Origin of the sequence: Isoptericola jiangsuensis, assembly GCF_002563715.1 — a bacterium.
GTDB classification, from domain to species: Bacteria; Actinomycetota; Actinomycetes; order Actinomycetales; family Cellulomonadaceae; genus Isoptericola; species Isoptericola jiangsuensis.
The window spans coordinates 3462546-3479096 of sequence record NZ_PDJJ01000001.1 but is presented as its reverse complement, the minus strand read 5'-3'; the positions used below and the strand labels follow the sequence as shown (position 1 = coordinate 3479096).

At 75.4% G+C, this 16551-nt stretch carries 13 protein-coding genes and 1 pseudogene; 7 read left to right on the top strand and 7 right to left on the bottom strand.

The features are described from left to right. Positions 1–61 precede the first annotated feature (61 nt). The gene (locus tag ATJ88_RS15630) at positions 62–1021 is read right to left on the bottom strand and encodes a zinc-binding dehydrogenase (protein ID WP_098464622.1); all 960 of its coding nucleotides are present in this window, start codon (positions 1019–1021) and stop codon (positions 62–64) included. 58 nt (positions 1022–1079) lie between these two features. On the opposite strand from ATJ88_RS15630, the gene ATJ88_RS15625 reads away from it, so the two are divergent. After that, positions 1080–2063: a hypothetical protein gene (locus tag ATJ88_RS15625; RefSeq protein ID WP_098464621.1), complete on the top strand. Its 984-nt coding sequence runs from the start codon at positions 1080–1082 to the stop codon at positions 2061–2063. 7 nt (positions 2064–2070) lie between these two features. On the opposite strand, the gene ATJ88_RS15620 is transcribed toward ATJ88_RS15625, so the two are convergent. From ATJ88_RS15620 to ATJ88_RS15605, 4 genes are all read right to left on the bottom strand, one after another. Further along, on the bottom strand, positions 2071–2490 hold the full coding sequence (locus ATJ88_RS15620; RefSeq protein WP_098464620.1) for a VOC family protein: 420 nt from the start codon (positions 2488–2490) through the stop codon (positions 2071–2073). Between the two features lie 107 nt (positions 2491–2597). After that, entirely contained in the window at positions 2598–3827 is a 1230-nt protein-coding gene (metX, locus tag ATJ88_RS15615) for a homoserine O-acetyltransferase MetX (RefSeq protein WP_098464619.1), read from the bottom strand. A 33-nt stretch (positions 3828–3860) separates the two neighbouring features. Continuing rightward, the gene (locus ATJ88_RS15610; protein ID WP_098464618.1) at positions 3861–4658 is read right to left on the bottom strand and encodes a hypothetical protein; all 798 of its coding nucleotides are present in this window, start codon (positions 4656–4658) and stop codon (positions 3861–3863) included. A gap of 71 nt (positions 4659–4729) precedes the next feature. Further along, the gene (locus tag ATJ88_RS15605) at positions 4730–5791 is read right to left on the bottom strand and encodes a zinc-binding dehydrogenase (protein WP_098464617.1); all 1062 of its coding nucleotides are present in this window, start codon (positions 5789–5791) and stop codon (positions 4730–4732) included. Positions 5792–5951: 160 nt separating this feature from the next. Here ATJ88_RS15605 and ATJ88_RS15600 point away from each other — a divergent pair, with 160 nt between their 5' ends. After that, complete coding sequence (locus ATJ88_RS15600) at positions 5952–7556, top strand: hypothetical protein (protein WP_098464616.1); 1605 nt, start codon at positions 5952–5954, stop codon at positions 7554–7556. 37 nt (positions 7557–7593) lie between these two features. On the opposite strand, the gene ATJ88_RS18430 is transcribed toward ATJ88_RS15600, so the two are convergent. Together ATJ88_RS18430 and ATJ88_RS15590 are read right to left on the bottom strand one after the other, a co-directional pair. Continuing rightward, a complete protein-coding gene (locus tag ATJ88_RS18430) occupies positions 7594–9093 on the bottom strand; it encodes a hypothetical protein (RefSeq protein WP_170023668.1) in 1500 nt (499 codons plus the stop codon). A gap of 221 nt (positions 9094–9314) precedes the next feature. Further along, the gene (locus ATJ88_RS15590; RefSeq protein WP_098464615.1) at positions 9315–9809 is read right to left on the bottom strand and encodes an inorganic diphosphatase; all 495 of its coding nucleotides are present in this window, start codon (positions 9807–9809) and stop codon (positions 9315–9317) included. Positions 9810–9966: 157 nt separating this feature from the next. On the opposite strand from ATJ88_RS15590, the gene dacB reads away from it, so the two are divergent. From dacB to ftsH, 5 genes and pseudogenes are all read left to right on the top strand, one after another. Then, positions 9967–11385 carry a D-alanyl-D-alanine carboxypeptidase/D-alanyl-D-alanine endopeptidase gene (gene dacB, locus ATJ88_RS15585; RefSeq protein ID WP_098464614.1) on the top strand — a complete coding sequence of 473 codons (1419 nt, stop codon included), beginning with the start codon at positions 9967–9969 and terminating at the stop codon, positions 11383–11385. A gap of 35 nt (positions 11386–11420) precedes the next feature. Then, positions 11421–12485 carry a zinc-dependent metalloprotease gene (locus ATJ88_RS15580; RefSeq protein WP_098464613.1) on the top strand — a complete coding sequence of 355 codons (1065 nt, stop codon included), beginning with the start codon at positions 11421–11423 and terminating at the stop codon, positions 12483–12485. A gap of 102 nt (positions 12486–12587) precedes the next feature. Next, positions 12588–13706: pseudogene (gene tilS, locus ATJ88_RS18625) on the top strand (tRNA lysidine(34) synthetase TilS); the annotation flags it as partial. Positions 13707–13754: 48 nt separating this feature from the next. Next, positions 13755–14306, top strand: coding sequence for a hypoxanthine phosphoribosyltransferase (hpt, locus tag ATJ88_RS18620; RefSeq protein WP_211287597.1), 552 nt, complete (start codon positions 13755–13757; stop codon positions 14304–14306). A 108-nt stretch (positions 14307–14414) separates the two neighbouring features. After that, complete coding sequence (gene ftsH, locus ATJ88_RS15570; protein ID WP_098464611.1) at positions 14415–16523, top strand: ATP-dependent zinc metalloprotease FtsH; 2109 nt, start codon at positions 14415–14417, stop codon at positions 16521–16523. Positions 16524–16551: the final 28 nt, after the last annotated feature.

Sequence of the window (16551 nt, the reverse complement as noted above, 5' to 3'; positions counted from 1 at the left end):
CGGGCGCGGCTCCTCGGGCGGTCGTCGGCCCGGCGGACCGGGCCGACGCGGCCGTCCGAGGTCAGGGCAGGACGACGATCTTGCCGGTCTGCTCGCCGGCGGCGAGCCGGGCGAGGCCCGTGCGGACGTCGGTGAGGGGGACCTCGGAGTCGATGACGGGCCGCACCTCGGTGCGGGCCATGAACCGCAGCAGCGCGGCGAGGTCCTCCCGGGTGCCCATGGTGACGCCCTGGACGCGGATCTCGTTGAAGAAGACGCGGGTGAGCTCGGCGGGCGGCGCGTCGCCGCTGGTCGCCCCGCAGACGACGATCGTGCCGCCCGGGCGGACGGAACGCACCGAGTGCGCCCAGGTGGCCTGCCCGACGGACTCGACGACGGCGTCGACGCGGGCGGGCAGCCGGTCCCCGGGGGCGACGGCGTGCGCGGCGCCGAGGTCCAGCGCGCGGGTGCGCTTCGCCTCGTCGCGGGACGTGGCGACGACCTCCAGCCCGGCGGCGGCGCCGAGCACGATCGCGGCGGTGGCGACGCCTCCGCCGACGCCCTGCACGAGCACACGGTCGCCGGGGCGCAGGTCGGCGGCGCGGAACAGCATGCGGTAGGCCGTGAGCCACGCCGTGGGCAGGCACGCCGCCTCCGCGAACGACAGCTCCGCGGGCTTGGGCAGGAGGTTCGCGGTGGGCACGGCGACCCGCTCGGCGAGCGTCCCGGGGTACTTCTCCGACAGCAGCGTGCGGCGCTCGCGCGGGCCCACGCCGTGCCCGTCGGCGCCGACGACGCCGTGCACCACCACCTCCGTGCCGTCCGCGGTGACGCCCGCGGCGTCCGTGCCGAGGATCATGGGGAGCTGGTCGGGGCCGAGCCCGACGCCACGCAGCGACCACAGGTCGTGGTGGTTGAGGCCGGCGGCGCGCACGTCCACGACCGTCCAGTGCTCCCGCGCAGCGGGCTCCGGCCGGTCGGACACCTCCAGGCCGTCGAGCGGGGAGTCGGGAGCGAAGCGGGCGACGGTGGCGGCGAGCATGGGGCCACGCTAGACCACTTCCGCGGTCCGGCCGGGTCGCGACGGCTAGGTTGGCCCCATGCCTGACGACGTGCACGACGGACCCCCCGCCACCGGCGCCGCCGGGGACACCGGCACGTCCGCGCTGGTGGTGGCCGCGCAGCGGGACGCGACGCTCCTCGCGGACTACCTGGCCCGGCGGGGCCGGGCGGCGGCGGTCGTGGTGCGCGCCCGCGACGACGTCGCCGCGATGCGTCGTCGGCTGGCCGACGAGTCGGCGGACGTCGCACGGCTGGAGTCGTTCAGCGCGACGAGGGTGTGGGCGGCGCTGCGGGGCGACCGCGCCGAACGGCTGGACGCGGAACGGGCGCAGCAGCAGGCCGCCGAGTACGCGGTCGCGACGGCCGAGGCGCGCTGCCGGGCCGCGGAGGACGAGCTGGCCGCCGCCGAGCAGGCCGTGACCGGGCTGGGGAACGTGGCCTCGCGCCGGGCGGCCGCGTTCGCCGCGCGGGAGGCGTGGCTCGTCGCGGGCGGCGGCGAGGTCGCGGCCGCGCTCTCGGAGGTCGCGGCGACCACGGGGCGACGGCAGGCGGAGATCGTCGAGATCGACGAGGCGGACGCCGCGGCGGTGCGCGCCGGGTCGGCGCTGGCCGCGGCCGCGCGCGAGCTGGACCGGGCGGCCGGCTGGTCGACCTACGACACGTTCCTCGGTGGTGACTGGGTCGCGAGCATGGCGAAGCACGACCGGCTGGACCGGGCGGCGGAGCTCGTGCGGACGGCCGACGCCGCGCTGTCGCACCTCGCGGTCGAGCTCGGCGACGTGGGAGAGCGCGGCGTCGGGCCGATCGGGGTCGAGGGCCTGTCCCGCACCTTCGACATCTGGTTCGACAACGTGTTCAGCGACTGGGCGGTGGCGGGCCACATCAAGGACGCGCAGGACCGCGTCACCGAGGCGCTCGGCGCGGTCGACCACGTGCGACGCCGCCTGGTGGAGCGGCGGGCCGAGGTCGACCTCGACCTGCAGCTGCTCGAGCGTCGTCGGGCGGACCTGCTGCTGGCCTGAGCCGCGGTCAGGCGGGTCCGACGTCGAACATCCAGGAGACGCCGTACCGGTCGGTGAGCTGGCCGTAGTGGTCGCCCCACGGCGCCTTCTCGAACGGCATGACGTCCGTCGCGCCGTCGGACAGCGCCGTGACCGCCGCCTGGACGTACTCCAGGTCGTCGGGGCCGCCGGTGAGGGCGACCGTCACCCCGCTGCTCGGCGCGACGTACGGCATGGAGGAGGGGTTGTCGGCGGCCATGAGGGTCAGGCCGTGGTCCGTCTCGAGCTGGCCGTGCATGACGAGGTCCTGCTCGGCCGGGTCGTCGGTCATGCCCGGCATCGAACCGTACGTGCTGATCTCGACCTCGCCACCGAGGAAGGAACGGTAGAACTCCAGCGCCTCGCGGGCCTTGCCCTGGAAGCTGAGGTACGGGTTGAGACGGACCATGGGTGACCTCCCTGGGGACGGGCCGCCGCCGTCGGCGGCCGTCATCCACGGTAGGGGCAGCCGCCGACACCCGCGCGGCCTCGAACCCGCCGGAGGTGCGGTGGCCGCTACCCGACGTCGGCGCGCGCGACCTCGCCGAGGAGGTCGCGCACCAGCGGGCCGAGCTGGTCGTGCTCGATGAGGAAGCCGTCGTGGCCGAAGTCGGAGGCGATGGTGCGCACGGGGACGTCGCCGCCCAGCGCGGCCGCGATGCGGGCCGACTGCGCGGGCGGGAACAGCCGGTCGCTGTCGACCGCCACGACGAGGGGGCGGGCGGTCACCTGGGCGAGCGCCGCCTCGACGCCCCCGCGGTCGCGGCCGATGTCGTGGGTCATCATCGACTCGGTGAGGCGCAGGTAGGAGTTCGCGTCGAACCGGCGCGCGAGCTTGTCGCCGTGGTGGTCGAGGTAGGACTGCACGGCGTAGCGACCGTCGACCAGCGGGTCCTCGCCGCCCTGCGGGAGGCGGCCGAACCGCTCGTCGAGCTCGAACGCGGTGCGGTAGGTGGTGTGGGCGATCTGCCGGGCGACGGCGAGCCCGGCGTGCGGGCCCTCGCCGTCGGCGGCGTCATAGTAGTCGCCGCCGTTCCAGCGGGGGTCGGCGCGGATGGCGCCGAGCTGCGGGTGGGCCCAGGCGATCTGGTCGCCGGACGACTGCGCGCAGGTGGCGATGGCGGCGAAGGACCGCACCTCGATGCCGGCCTCGGGCCCGAGGATCGCCCACTCGAGCACGCGCATGCCGCCCATCGAGGCGCCGACGACGGCAGCCCAGCTCTCGATGCCGAGCAGGCGGGCGAGCTCGATCTCGACCGTGACCTGGTCGCGCGTGGTCACGCGGGGGAACCGGCCGCCCCAGGGGCGCCCGTCGGGGGCGGTGGAGGCCGGGCCGGTGGTGCCCTGGCAGCCGCCGAGCACGTTGGGCGCGACGACGAAGTACCGGTCGGTGTCGATCGGGGCGCCGGGGCCGATCATCGACTCCCACCACCCGGCGGTGGCCTGCCCGGGGCCTGCGGCGCCGTGGACGTGCGCGTCGCCGGTGAGGGCGTGCAGCACGAGGACGGCGTTGGAACCGTCGGGCGCGAGCTCGCCGTACGTCTCGTAGGCGACGCGGACGTCGGGGAGGCGGGCGCCGCTCTCCAGGTCGAACGTGCCGACGTCCGCGAACCGGCGGTCGGCGACGGGGTCGCCCTCGCGCCAGGCGCCCGACGCCGGCACGGGACCGGCGGGGGAGCGGCGCGGGCCGCGGGGCGCCCGCAGGGCGGGGGCGGTCCCGGCGGCGCGGGTCGTGGGCGACGTCATGGACTCGACGGTAAGCCCCGTCCGAACCCCTGCCTACCCGATCTCACGATGCGGGACCACATGATGAGACGGCTTGACGCCCCTGGTCGGCGTGGCGCCGTAGTCCGCCGTGATGTCCGCCGCGACGTCCGCCGTGACCCTGCCCACCAGCAGCAGCGGGCGCGACGGCAGCGGGCGCAACCCGAACCGGGTGTACAGCCGCGCGAGCTCGGGCGACGCCGCGACCGCCGCCACCGCCTCGCCCGGAGCCGCGAGGTCCCGGACGTGCTCGGCCACCAGCACGAGGCCACCCGCCGCGTCGGGCGATGCCGCGGAGGACACCAGCCACTCGGCCGACCGGAAGGAGCGGACGTCGTCCTGGCGCTCGGCGACGGACGCGCCGCGTGACGCCGACGCGATCACCCGCAGGACCCGGACGTTGACCCGGACCGTCTCGACAGTCACCACCAGGATCGCCGCCACCGGCCAGGTCAGCACGGCCACCACCAGGGCGGACAGCGGGTCACCCAGCTCGACCAGGACCCCCAGGGCGCCGAGGAACACCCCGACGGTGCCGCCCGCGACGACGGCGAGCAGCACCGCGCGGGCCGCGCTCGTGATCTGCAGCCACGGGCCACGGCGCACGACCCGTGCGACGACGTCCGCGCCGTCGTGGACCCAGCCGCCCTGCAGGACCAGGAGGACGACCCAGACGGGCCAGGCCGCAACCCCGAGCACACGGCTGCGCGCCGGGGCGAACGCCCGGCCGAGGGTCGCCGCGACGCGGGGCACGTCCCGGAGGCGGACCGGGGACAGCGACGCGGACGGCGCCCCGACAGGTCTGCTCAGCACGGCGGAACCCTAGTCCAGCGCGATCCGGCGGCCGGTGCACACCCGGCGGGAGTGGGTCGGGTCAAGGGCGCTCAGGGCCGCAGCAGCACCTTCGTGGCCCGGCGCTCGTCCATCGCCGCGTACGCCTCGGCCGCCTCGGCCAGCGGCATCTCGGCGTCGAACACGAGGCCCGGCCGGATCGCGCCCGACAGCACGTCGTCGAGGAGCGTCGCCATGTGGGCGCGGGCCGGCGCCATCCCGCCGCCCACGGTGAGGTTGCGGCCGAAGAGCTGGCGGACCGGCAGCGTCGGGCCGCCGTTCGGCACCCCGACGAACCCGACGCGACCACCGCCGCGCACCGACCCCAGCGCCTGCGCCATCGACTCCTCGGTGCCCACGCACTCCAGCGCGGCGTCGGCCAGGTCGCCGCCGAGCAGCTCCCGCAGCGCGTCGACGCCCTCCTCGCCGCGCTCGGCCAGCACGTCGGTGGCGCCCAGCTCCCGGGCCAGCGCCGCGCGGTCGGCGTGCCGCGACATCGCCACCACCCGCTCCGCGCCCAGGCGCCGCGCCGCCACCACGCCGCACAGGCCGACGGCGCCGTCGCCGACGACCACCACCGTGTCACCGGGGCCGACCCCCGCGGACACCGCCGCGTGGTGCCCGGTCGACATCACGTCGGACAGTGTCAGCAGGTGCGGCAGCAGCCCCGCCGCCTCGACCTCCGCCTCCGTGCGACCCACCGGGAACAGGGAGTGCTGCGCCAGCGGGATCCGCACCCGCTCGCCCTGCGCGCCGTCCACCGGGTGGCCGTCCCGATCCGTCGAGCCGAAGAACGTCACCACGTCGCACGCGGACGGGAACCCCGCCCGGCACGACTGGCACCGCCCGCAGCTCAGCGAGAACGGCACGATCACGACGTCCCCGACGGATGCCGACGTCACCTCGGCACCCAGCTCCTCGACGACCCCCACGAGCTCGTGCCCGATCGGGTGCGGCGCCTTCGTCGGAGCGACCCCGCGGTACGGCCACAGGTCGGAGCCGCACACGCAGGCGGCCAGCACGCGCAGGACGGCGTCGTGGGGGGTGCGGAGCACCGGGTCGGGGCGGGTCTCGACGCGGATGTCATGGGCGGCGTGGATCACGGTGGCGAGCATGGGACCACGGTAGGTCCACGCGCGGCGGTGCTGCACCAGGTCCGGTGTTCCTCCTGGTCAGGGGTCGAGAAGCGCGCTAGGTTGGGCGCGCCGGCCGTCCGCCGCGACCGTGCGCACCGTCCGCCGCGACCGTGCGGCCCATCCCCCTCGGAGGACCCGCATGCCCCGTCGGACGAGGCGGACCACCACCGTCGTGGCCGCCTGGCTGGTCGCCGTGCTCGTCGCCACCGGGCTCGTCCCCGCCGCCGCGTCGGAGCCCGCGAGCGCCGTGACGCTCACGGTGGCCGATCGATGGTGGGCCGGCCAGGCCGTCACGATGGAGATCGAGGCCGTGCACGACGGGCTGCCCGCCCCGCGGGTGTTCCTCACCGTCGACGGGACGGCGCGCACCGTGGTTCCGCTCGTCGACGGGCGGGCGACCTTCGAGCTGAGCGACCGCCACACGACCGTCGGCGAGCACCGCCTCGACGTCTGGCAGGGGCCGAGCGCGGACCCGGCGAGCGCGTGGTCGACGGCGTCGGCGGACGTGCAGGTCGTGGCCCCGACCCGGCCGGTGGTACGGGACGCCCGGGTCTACGGTGACCCCGCGGTGGTGGGGATCGACCTCACCGGCACGGACCTGCCGCTCGCAGGGGAGATCGAGCTCGCCTCGACGGGCGGGACCGTGCTCGGCACGGCGCCGCTCGTCGGCGGCGTCGCCGAGCTGCCCGTCACCGGCACCGAACGGGTCAGCCGCTACCGCGTGACCCAGCGCGACACCGCCACGGGCACCGTGCTGAGCACCTGGGTGCTGGACGCCCGCGTCGCGCCCCGCCCCGTGGCGGTCACCGTCGAGCACCCCCGGACCTGGCGCCACGGGAGTCCGGTCGAGGTCACCGTGCGGGTCACGTCGGACCTCGGTCCGGACGTCCCCGTGGCGGGCGAGGTGGTGCTGTCCCGGTGGGCCAGCGCGGCGACCACGGTCGAGGCGTCCCTCCGCGACGGTAAGGCGACGTTCCGCGTCGACCCGGAACACTTCGGTCTGGGCACAGCGGTCCCGTTCTTCGTCTGGTACGACGGGACGGCCTGGTTCGCCGACTCGCCCCGGGTGCGTCGTGACGTCACCGTGAAGCCGCCGCTGACGACGCGGACCGACCTGGACCACGACGGCCCGTGGACCTACGGCACGGCGGAGAGAGTGACCCTGAAGGTCACCGCGGAGGACGGCGCCAGGGTCGACGGGAGGGCCGTGCTGTCCCTCGACGGGCGGACCGTGCGGTCGGTGACCGTCGTCGACGGGCGTGCCCACGTCTGGTTCGGGGCGACGGCCGTGGAGCCGGGCACGCGACGGTTCGAGGTCCGCTTCACGCCGTCGTCGTCGCGCTACGACACGGGAGGGGGCACCCTGCGCACGACCGTGGAGCGCGCGCGCCCGAAGGTCCGCCTGACCATGCCGACGACGACCTACCGGGTCGGCGCGGACCTGGGCCGCGCCGAGCCCGGTCTGGTGCGGGTGCGCACGGCCGGGCTGCCGGAGCGCGGGAAGCTCGTCCTCCAGACGCGTGATCCGTCCGCCCGGAACGACGGCTGGCGCACCCGGTCCGGCGTGACCTGGCGGCTCACCGCGAGCGACCGCGGCGACCAGAAGGTGCGGATCCCGGCGAAGCTCCTGCGCCGCGCCGACGGTGGGCGCGGCAGCGTCTACCTGCGGGTGCGCTACGTGCCCGCCGACACGCAGCACGTGTCGACCGTCGTGTCGCCGCCGCTGAGGATCCGCCGCACCTGAGGCGTCGTCCTCCGGGACCACCGTCCCCGGGCGGGCGTCACGGGGCCAGGGCCTGACCGAACCGTGCCCCCGCCGTGGTGCCGCGCTCCCGGTCGACGACGGCACCCTCCTCCAGGAGACCGGTGATGACGGCGCCGGTGGCCGCGTCCTCGCCCGGCACGCCGACGTCGGGGGCGAGGCCGTCGCGGACCCCGGGGTCGCCGCCGAGCGTCGCGCCCATCCGGTCGCCGGTCTCGTTGCCGCCCGGGACCTCGGGGGAGCCCTGGTGCCAGCCCTGGTCGGTGCCGAGCACCTGCACCATGCCGGTGTCCCGCGCCGACCCGACGTCCTCCCCGGGGACCCCGACGACGACCCGCCACGTCCAGCGCAGGTACGCCGACGACACGGCGCTGCCGAACCGGTCGCCCGCCTCGACGTTGCCCGCGGAACCCGGCGTGCCCTGGTGCACGGAGCGGAAGTCGCCCGCGGGCGTGCTCAGGGCGGGGTGCACCCGGCCGACGCTGACCATCCCGGCGTCGGCCCGCCCGCCCAGGTCCTCGCCCGGCGACCCGACCACGAGGTCGACGGCGGGATCGTTCCGGACGGGCACGAGGTGGACGGCGGCACCGAACGCGTCGCCCGCCTCGGCGACGCCCGCGACGCGCGCGAGGTCCTGGTGCACCAGCACGGGGGCGTGCTGGACGGGGTCCTCCGGCTCGTCGGGGAACACCAGCGGGGTGAACGCGAGGACGACGCCGCCCGCGCCGGCGTCCCCGCCGACGCGCAGGCCGGGCGCCCCGGCCGCCAGCACGGTGCCGCGCACCGACAGCGCCGAGCCCAGCCGGGCGCCGGCCGCGGCCGACCCGCGGACGCCCACGTCCGGCAGGTCGAGGACGTCCCCGCCGGTCGCGAGGAGCTCGCCGTCGCCGGAGGTGAGGACGAACGACGTGACGCGGCCCGCGTCGGGGGCGCCGGTGAGGTCGTGCCCCGGCGACCCGACCCACAGCAGCTCGGACACCGGGTCGATGGTCTCCTCGGCGAACGAGGCCGACGCGACCGTCGCGCCGAACCGGGCCCCGGTCTGCGGGACGCCCAGCACGCTCTCCGAGTCCGCGGTGACCCGGCCCCGGAGCTGGAACTCCTCGACCGTGCTGTCGTAGGAGTAGACGTGCACGGCGCCGGCGCGCGGCATCCCGTTGACGGTCTCCTCCGGGCTCCCCACGACGAGCTGCGTGCAGAACTCGTCGTCGCCCTCGCGCTCGTAGGAGCGCACCTGCCCGACGGACGTGCCGAACCCGACCGGTCCGCGCAGCACCACGGTGCGGGGGTCGCCGCCCCCGGACAGGTGGACGGTCACGCTCCCGCGGACGCTGCCGCCCCCGGGCGCCCCGACCACCGTGTCCGCGGACCCGTCCCGGTCGAAGTCGCTGCTGGCGCCCAGGCACTCGGGCTCCGCGGACGCCGGTGCCGCCGCCAGCACCCCGGCGAGCAGCACGCCGACGGTCGTCGTCACCGCGACGGCCGCCGCGCGGCCCGGTCGCGCCCCCGCCCAGATCATCGTCGATCCCCCTGCCTGGGACGGCCGCCACACGCGGCGGTGGACCGGGGGCCCGGGCGTCGCGGGGGTGCCTTCTCGCAGGCTACGCCCGCGCCGGGGCTCCGGGTAGGGCGGTCCCGGGTGATCCGTGCGGGCCGGACCCGGGGACGACGAAGGCCGGCAGCCGCGACCCGGGCAGGTAACCCTGCCGGGTGACGGGCTGCCGGCCTGCGCCGACCGCGTCAGTGGTGGTAGCCGGCGTCCTTGGCCCGCTGGATCGAGCGCTCGATCTCGGCCTCGGCCTCCTCGCGACCCACCCAGTGCGCGCCCTCGACGGACTTGCCCGGCTCGAGGTCCTTGTAGACCTCGAAGAAGTGCTGGATCTCCAGGCGGTGGAAGTCGGACACGTCGTCGATGTCCTGGCGCCACGCCGCGCGCTGGTCGCCCAGCGGCACGCACAGCACCTTGTCGTCGCCGCCGGCCTCGTCCCGCATGCGGAACATGCCCAGGGCCCGGCACTTGATGAGGCACCCGGGGAAGGTCGGCTCCTCCAGCAGGACGAGCGCGTCCAGCGGGTCGCCGTCCTCACCGAGGGTGCCCTCGATGAACCCGTAGTCGTCCGGGTAACGCGTCGAGGTGAAGAGCATGCGGTCCAGACGGATGCGACCGGTCTCGTGGTCCACCTCGTACTTGTTCCGCTGACCCTTCGGGATCTCGATGGTGACGTCGAACTCCACTGTTCCTCCAGTCGTGGGTGCTTGCGCGCCCACCCAGTGTGCCATGCAGGCCCTCGTCCGGACGCCGTGGCGGGCGCCGACGGCGGGCGGAATCGTGCGAGAATACGCGCTGACGAACCTGCTTGTGACCAGGTTCACGGGACACGGAGGTTGACGCATGGGGTGGCGGCTCAAGGTCGGCACCACCGTCGTCACCGTGCTCGCGCTGTTCGGCGGCTATCTCGTGGCCGACGCCTACGACGTCGTGCCGGGCATGGTCACCCTCGACGAGCCCTACCCGGCACCGTCCCCGTTCCCCACGGCGCCGGGCGCCACGACGGGTCCGAGCCCCGAGGTCGCGGTCCCGCCGCTGCCCGAGGACGCCCCCGTCCCCGACGCCGGCACGGTCGAGGACCTGGTGTCCGACGTCGCGGGCGACTCCCGGCTCGGCAAGCGCGTCGGCGTGGTCGTCACCGACGCCACCTCGGGGGACACCCTCGGCGCGGCGGCACCCGACACGCTGATGGTCCCGGCGTCCACCCAGAAGGTCCTCACCGCGGTCGCGGCCCACGTGCGCCCCGGCGGTGACGTCACCCTCCCGACCCTGGCGATGCTCCAGGGGGACACGCACGTCGTCCTGGTCGGCGGCGGCGACATGATGCTCGCGGCGGGCGAGGGCGACCCGGACGCCGTCAACGGACGCGCCGGGCTCGGCGACCTCGCCGCGCAGGTCGCCGCCCAGGTCACCCTCACCGGGACCGACGCCGTCACCCTCGCGGTGGACGACACCCTGTTCACCGGCCCGGACGTCGCCCCGACGGTGCGCGCGACCGACGTCGCCGACGGCTACGTCGCCCCCGTCGCGGCGCTCGCCGTCGACGTCGCGCGCCTCACCGACGACAAGTACGCCCGCCGCGAGGCCGACCCGGCGCTCGCCGCGGCCGACGCGTTCGCCGCCGCCCTGGAGCAGCACGGCCTCACGGTCCGCGGCACCATCGGGCGCGAGAAGGTCGCGTCGTCCGCCCGCGAGGTGGGCCGCGTCGAGTCCGCGCCCCTCGGCGAGATCGTCAGCTACCTCCTCGAGGAGTCCGACAACACGCTCACCGAGGTCGTCGGGCGGCTCGTCGCCATCGACGCCGGGCTGCCCGGCTCCCAGGACGCCGCGATCAGCGCGGTCACCGAGGTCGTGTCCGGTCTCGGCGTCGACCTCGACGGCGCCGTCCTGACCGACCTCTCCGGCCTCGGCACCGGCTCGCGGCTGTCCGCCCGCATGCTCGTCGACACCCTCGCGGTCGCCGCGGCCGACCCGGCCCTGCGCGAGACCGTCACCGGGCTGCCCGTCGCCGGCCTGGAGGGCACGCTCGCCGACCGGTTCCCCGACGGCAACCCGGGGCGCGCGTTCGCCAGCGCCAAGACGGGCAGCCTCCCCGACGTCCGCTCGCTCGCGGGGACCGTCGTCACGGCCGACGACCGGCTCCTCGTGTTCGCCCTCGTCGCGGACAAGATCCCCGAGGGCGGCTCCTACGGCGCCAACCTCATCTTCGACGACCTCGTCGGCGACCTCGCCGCCTGCGGCTGCACCACCGACGGCCCCTGACGCGTGCCGGCGGATCGCGTCGCTACGGTGGACCCGTGACGTCCCCCAGCCACGCCGTCGACTGGCCCACCGCGGCCCAGGTCGCCCGCCGTGTCGCGCGACCCGGCCCCGTCGCGTCCCGGGACGAGCTCGACGAGCTGGTCGGCGGGCTGCGCACCGCCGCCGGCGACGCGGTCGAGCACGTCCTGCGCGTCACCCGCATGCAACCCGTCGCCCCCGACCTCGGGGACGTGCGCGTCGTGGACCGCGCCACCTGGGCGCTGGCCAACACCCGCTCGATGGCGCGGCTCACCGACCCCGTCCTGCACGCGCTGGGCGACGAGGCCCGACTGCCCGAGTCGCAGGCCGCACGGCTCGTCGGCGCCGCGGAGGTCGGCGGCCTCCTCGCGCTGCTGTCCAGCAAGGTCCTCGGTCAGTTCGACCCGTACGGCCCGGGCCGCCCCGTCCTGCTGCTCGTCGCCCCCAACGTGCTGGCCGCCGAGCGCGCGATGGGCCTCGACGGGCCCGACTTCCGCCTGTGGGTGTGCCTGCACGAGCAGACCCACGCCCTCCAGTTCGCCACCGCCCCCTGGTTGGCCGACCATCTCGCCGGCCGGCTGGGCGACCTCCTGGGCGACGTCACCGCCACCTCGGTCGGCCTGTCCCGCGCGCCGCTGCGGGAGAAGGTCGCCACGGTCGGCCGCGCCCTCGTCGACGCCGTCCGCGGCGACCTGGCCACCCCGCTCGACCTCGTCGTCGGCGCCGAGCAGAAGCGTCGCCTCGCCGAGATCACCGCCGTCATGGCGCTCCTGGAGGGTCACGCCGACGTCATGATGGACGCCGTCGGCCGCCGCGTCGTGCCCAGCGTGCGCACCATCCGCGCCCGGTTCGAGAAGCGGCGCGACGGCGAGGGCGCCCCCCGCCTCGACGTTGTCCTGCGCCGCCTGCTCGGCATGGACGCCAAGCTCGCGCAGTACCGCGACGGCGCCGCGTTCGTGCGCGAGGTGCGCCGCACCGTCGGCGTGGACGGCCTCAACGCGGTGTGGGCGGGCCCCGAGAACCTCCCCGGTGAGCGCGAGATCGCCGACCCGCGCGCCTGGGTGCGCCGCGTGCACGGCTGAGGTGGACGCGATGACCCACGGGGGAGCCGGCCGACCGCACCGTCCCCGGTGCCCCGACCGGCGCGACGGTGACCGCCGCCCCGCCCGGCGAGGGCCCCGCTGATGGCGCGGGTCGACCCGGCGCTCGCCGCCGCCCGCACCGCGGTGCGGGCCGACCTCGCCGACCTCCCGCCGGACGCGACGGTGCTGGTGGCCTGCTCCGGCGGTGCCGACTCCCTCGCGCTGGCCGCCGTCCTGGCGACGGAGGCGCGGCGGGTCGCCCGGTCCGTGCGGTCCCGGGGGCACGCGGTCCGGGCGGGCGCGGTCGTGGTCGACCACGGGCTGGTGGACGGCTCGGCGCGGGTCGCGGAGCGGGCCGCCGCGCAGTGCCGCGACCTCGGCCTGGACCCCGTGGTCGTGCGCCGCGTGGCCGTGGCGGCGTCGCCGGACGGCCCCGAGTCCGCGGCGCGCCAGGCCCGGTACGCCGCCCTCGACGCGGTCGCGGACGACCTCGGGGCCACGGTGGTCCTGCTGGGGCACACCCTCGACGACCAGGCCGAGCAGGTGCTCCTGGGGCTCGCGCGCGGCAGCGGCGCGCGGTCGTTGGCGGGCATGCCCGCCCGGCGGGGGAGGTATCGGCGGCCTTTCCTCGGGCTGCGTCGCGCCACCACCGAGGCGGTGTGCGCCGCGGTCGGCGTCGAGCCGTGGCACGACCCCACCAACGCACCCGACGGCGGTCCGTTGCGGTCGCGGGTCCGCGGCCACCTGCTGCCCGCGCTGGCGGACGTCCTCGGCCCGGGCGCGGTCGAGGCCCTCGGGCGCAGCGCGGCGCAGCTGCGCGACGACGCCGACCTCCTGGACGTCCTCGCGGCCGACCTCCTGGCGCGCAGCCGCGTCGTCGACCACGACTCCCCGCCGCCAGGTCGTACCTCCGGTCGCGAGGTCGTACCCCGGGAGCGCGACCTCGCGACCGGACGTGCCACCTCGGCGGACGGCGGGGCGGACGGCGGGACGGCCGACGTCGTCCTGGACGTCGAGGTGCTGGCCGCGGCGCCGCCCGCGCTGCGCCGCCGGGCCCTGCGGGCCGCCGCGACGGGGGTCGGCTGCCCGCCCGGGACCACCACCGCGAGGCACGTCGACGCCCTCGACGCCCTCGTCGTCGCGTGGCGCGGGCAGGGCCCCGTGCACCTCCCCGGCGACGCACGGGGGCTGCGCGCGTGTGGCAGGCTAATCCTGCGGCCGTCGCGGACGTCCGCGCGCCCCCGCCCCGCACCCGCAAGGAGTACCCCCGTGGACCAGTCGGACGTCTCCGGCGACCTCGCCGACATCCTGCTCACCGAGGAACAGCTCGGTGCCCGCCTCGACGAGATGGCCGCCCAGATCGACGCCGACTACGCCGGCAAGGACCTGCTGCTCGTCGGCGTCCTCAAGGGTGCCGTCATGGTGATGGCCGACCTGTCGCGCCGCCTGCACCACCCGGTCGAGATGGACTGGATGGCCGTCTCCTCCTACGGGTCCGGCACCAAGTCGTCCGGCGTCGTGCGCATCCTCAAGGACCTCGACTCCGACCTGTCCGGCCGCAACGTGCTCATCGCCGAGGACATCATCGACTCGGGCCTCACCCTGTCGTGGCTCGTGCAGAACCTGCGCTCCCGCGGCCCCGCGTCCGTCGAGATCGCGACCATGCTGCGCAAGCCGGACGCCGCGAAGGCCGACGTCGACGTCAAGTACGTGGGCTTCGACATCCCCAACGAGTTCGTCGTCGGCTACGGGCTGGACTACGCCGAGAAGTACCGCAACCTGCCGTTCATCGGCACGCTCGCCCCCCACGTCTACTCCTGAGGTCGACGCCCTGGGCGAACAGCCCCGGGAACTCTCAGCGTGCGCGTGTAGTTTCGTGAGACGAACCACCGCCCGAACGAAGGGATGCGGGGCAGCACCCCGCCACGGATGAACCTCAAGAAGATCTTCAGCGGCCCGCTCGTCTGGATCGCGATCGGCCTGATCGTCGTCGCGCTCGCGTTCTCCGCCTTCTCGGGCGAGCGCATCAGCCGCATCGAGACGTCCCAGGGCATGGAGCTCCTGGCCGGGGACACGGTCGACCACGCGCTCATCGTCGACGGCGAGCAGCGGGTCGAGCTGGACCTCAGCGAGAAGTACGTCTCCGACGAGGGCACGGACGACGAGGTCGACCACGGCACGAAGGTCGACTTCTTCTGGGTGCAGCCGCAGGGGGAGGACGTCGTCGCGGCGGTCTCCGGCGCGGACCTCGCCGACGGCTACGACACGAGCGTCCCGCAGCCCTCGTTCTGGGGCTCGATGCTGTCGTTCCTCATCCCGTTCCTCATCATCCTGGTGATCTTCTGGTTCGTCATGTCCCGCATGCAGGGCGGCGGCAACCGGGTGATGGGCTTCGGCAAGTCCAAGGCGAAGCTCATCAGCAAGGACATGCCGCAGGTGACGTTCGCGGACGTCGCGGGCGTGGACGAGGCCGTCGAGGAGCTCCACGAGATCAAGGAGTTCCTCGCGGAGCCGGAGAAGTTCCAGGCGGTCGGCGCGAAGATCCCCAAGGGCGTGCTGCTGTACGGCCCGCCGGGAACCGGCAAGACCCTGCTGGCACGCGCGGTGGCGGGCGAGGCCGGGGTGCCGTTCTACTCGATCTCCGGCTCGGACTTCGTCGAGATGTTCGTCGGCGTCGGCGCGTCCCGCGTGCGCGACCTGTTCGAGCAGGCGAAGAACAACGCCCCCGCGATCATCTTCATCGACGAGATCGACGCCGTCGGCCGCCACCGCGGCGCCGGCATGGGCGGCGGCCACGACGAGCGCGAGCAGACGCTCAACCAGATGCTCGTCGAGATGGACGGGTTCGACGTCAAGACCAACGTCATCCTCATCGCGGCGACGAACCGTCCCGACATCCTCGACCCGGCGCTGCTGCGCCCGGGCCGCTTCGACCGGCAGGTCGCCGTCGAGGCGCCGGACCTCAAGGGCCGCGAGCACATCCTCAAGGTGCACGCCCAGGGCAAGCCGATGGTCGGGTCGATCGACCTGGCGGCCGTCGCGCGCCGCACGCCCGGGTTCACCGGCGCCGACCTGGCGAACGTCCTCAACGAGGCCGCGCTGCTCACCGCCCGCTCGGGCGCGCAGCTCATCGACGACCGGGCGCTCGACGAGGCGATCGACCGCGTCATCGCGGGCCCGCAGAAGCGCACGCGCGTCATGAACGTCAAGGAGCAGAAGATCACCGCGTACCACGAGGGCGGCCACGCCCTGGTGGCGGCGGCGATGCGGTACACCGACCCCGTCACCAAGGTGACGATCCTGCCCCGCGGCCGGGCGCTCGGCTACACGATGGTCATGCCGACCGAGGACAAGTACTCCACGACGCGCAACGAGCTGCTCGACCAGCTCGCGTACGCCATGGGCGGGCGCGTCGCCGAGGAGATCGTGTTCCACGACCCCACGACGGGCGCGAGCAACGACATCGAGAAGGCGTCGTCGATCGCCCGCAAGATGGTCACCGAGTACGGCATGAGCGAGAAGGTCGGCGCGATCAAGCTCGGCAACGGCTCCTCCGAGCCGTTCCTCGGGCGCGACATGGGCCACCAGCGCGACTACTCCGAGGCCGTGGCGGGCACGGTGGACCACGAGGTCCGCAAGCTCGTCGAGGCGGCGCACGACGAGGCCTGGGAGGTGCTGACCCAGTACCGCGACGTCCTGGACGACCTCGTGCTGCGCCTGCTCGAGAAGGAGACGCTCAACCAGGCGGAGCTGGCGGAGATCTTCGCGCCGGTCACCAAGCGCGAGGCCCGCGACGTGTGGCTGTCGAGCGAGCAGCGCACTGTCCACACCCGCGGCCCGGTCATGACGGAGCGCGAGCAGGCGTCGACCAACGGCCACCACGTCGGCCTGCCGCAGGACGAGGCGGCCTACGTGGGCAACGCCGAGGCCGAGGCGTCCGCCGCGGGCAACGGGACGGTCGTCGCGCCCGCACCGGACGCCGGTGCGGAGGGTGACGCGCGCGGCGACGCCGACGGCGACGACGGGAGCCGCGCGTGACCGGGACCGACCTGCCCCTGAGCCCCGT

Excerpts from the sequence above, each read along its gene's own strand:
- ATJ88_RS15620 (WP_098464620.1), bottom strand. The coding sequence starts at position 2,490 with ATGGTCCGTCTCAACCCGTACCTCAGCTTCCAGGGCAAGGCCCGCGAG.
- ftsH (WP_098464611.1), top strand. The coding sequence starts at position 14,415 with ATGAACCTCAAGAAGATCTTCAGCGGCCCGCTCGTCTGGATCGCGATC.
- ATJ88_RS15600 (WP_098464616.1), top strand. The coding sequence starts at position 5,952 with ATGCCCCGTCGGACGAGGCGGACCACCACCGTCGTGGCCGCCTGGCTG.
- ATJ88_RS15625 (WP_098464621.1), top strand. The coding sequence starts at position 1,080 with ATGCCTGACGACGTGCACGACGGACCCCCCGCCACCGGCGCCGCCGGG.
- dacB (WP_098464614.1), top strand. The coding sequence starts at position 9,967 with ATGGGGTGGCGGCTCAAGGTCGGCACCACCGTCGTCACCGTGCTCGCG.
- ATJ88_RS15605 (WP_098464617.1), bottom strand. The coding sequence starts at position 5,791 with ATGCTCGCCACCGTGATCCACGCCGCCCATGACATCCGCGTCGAGACC.
- ATJ88_RS18430 (WP_170023668.1), bottom strand. The coding sequence starts at position 9,093 with ATGATCTGGGCGGGGGCGCGACCGGGCCGCGCGGCGGCCGTCGCGGTG.
- ATJ88_RS15630 (WP_098464622.1), bottom strand. The coding sequence starts at position 1,021 with ATGCTCGCCGCCACCGTCGCCCGCTTCGCTCCCGACTCCCCGCTCGAC.
- metX (WP_098464619.1), bottom strand. The coding sequence starts at position 3,827 with ATGACGTCGCCCACGACCCGCGCCGCCGGGACCGCCCCCGCCCTGCGG.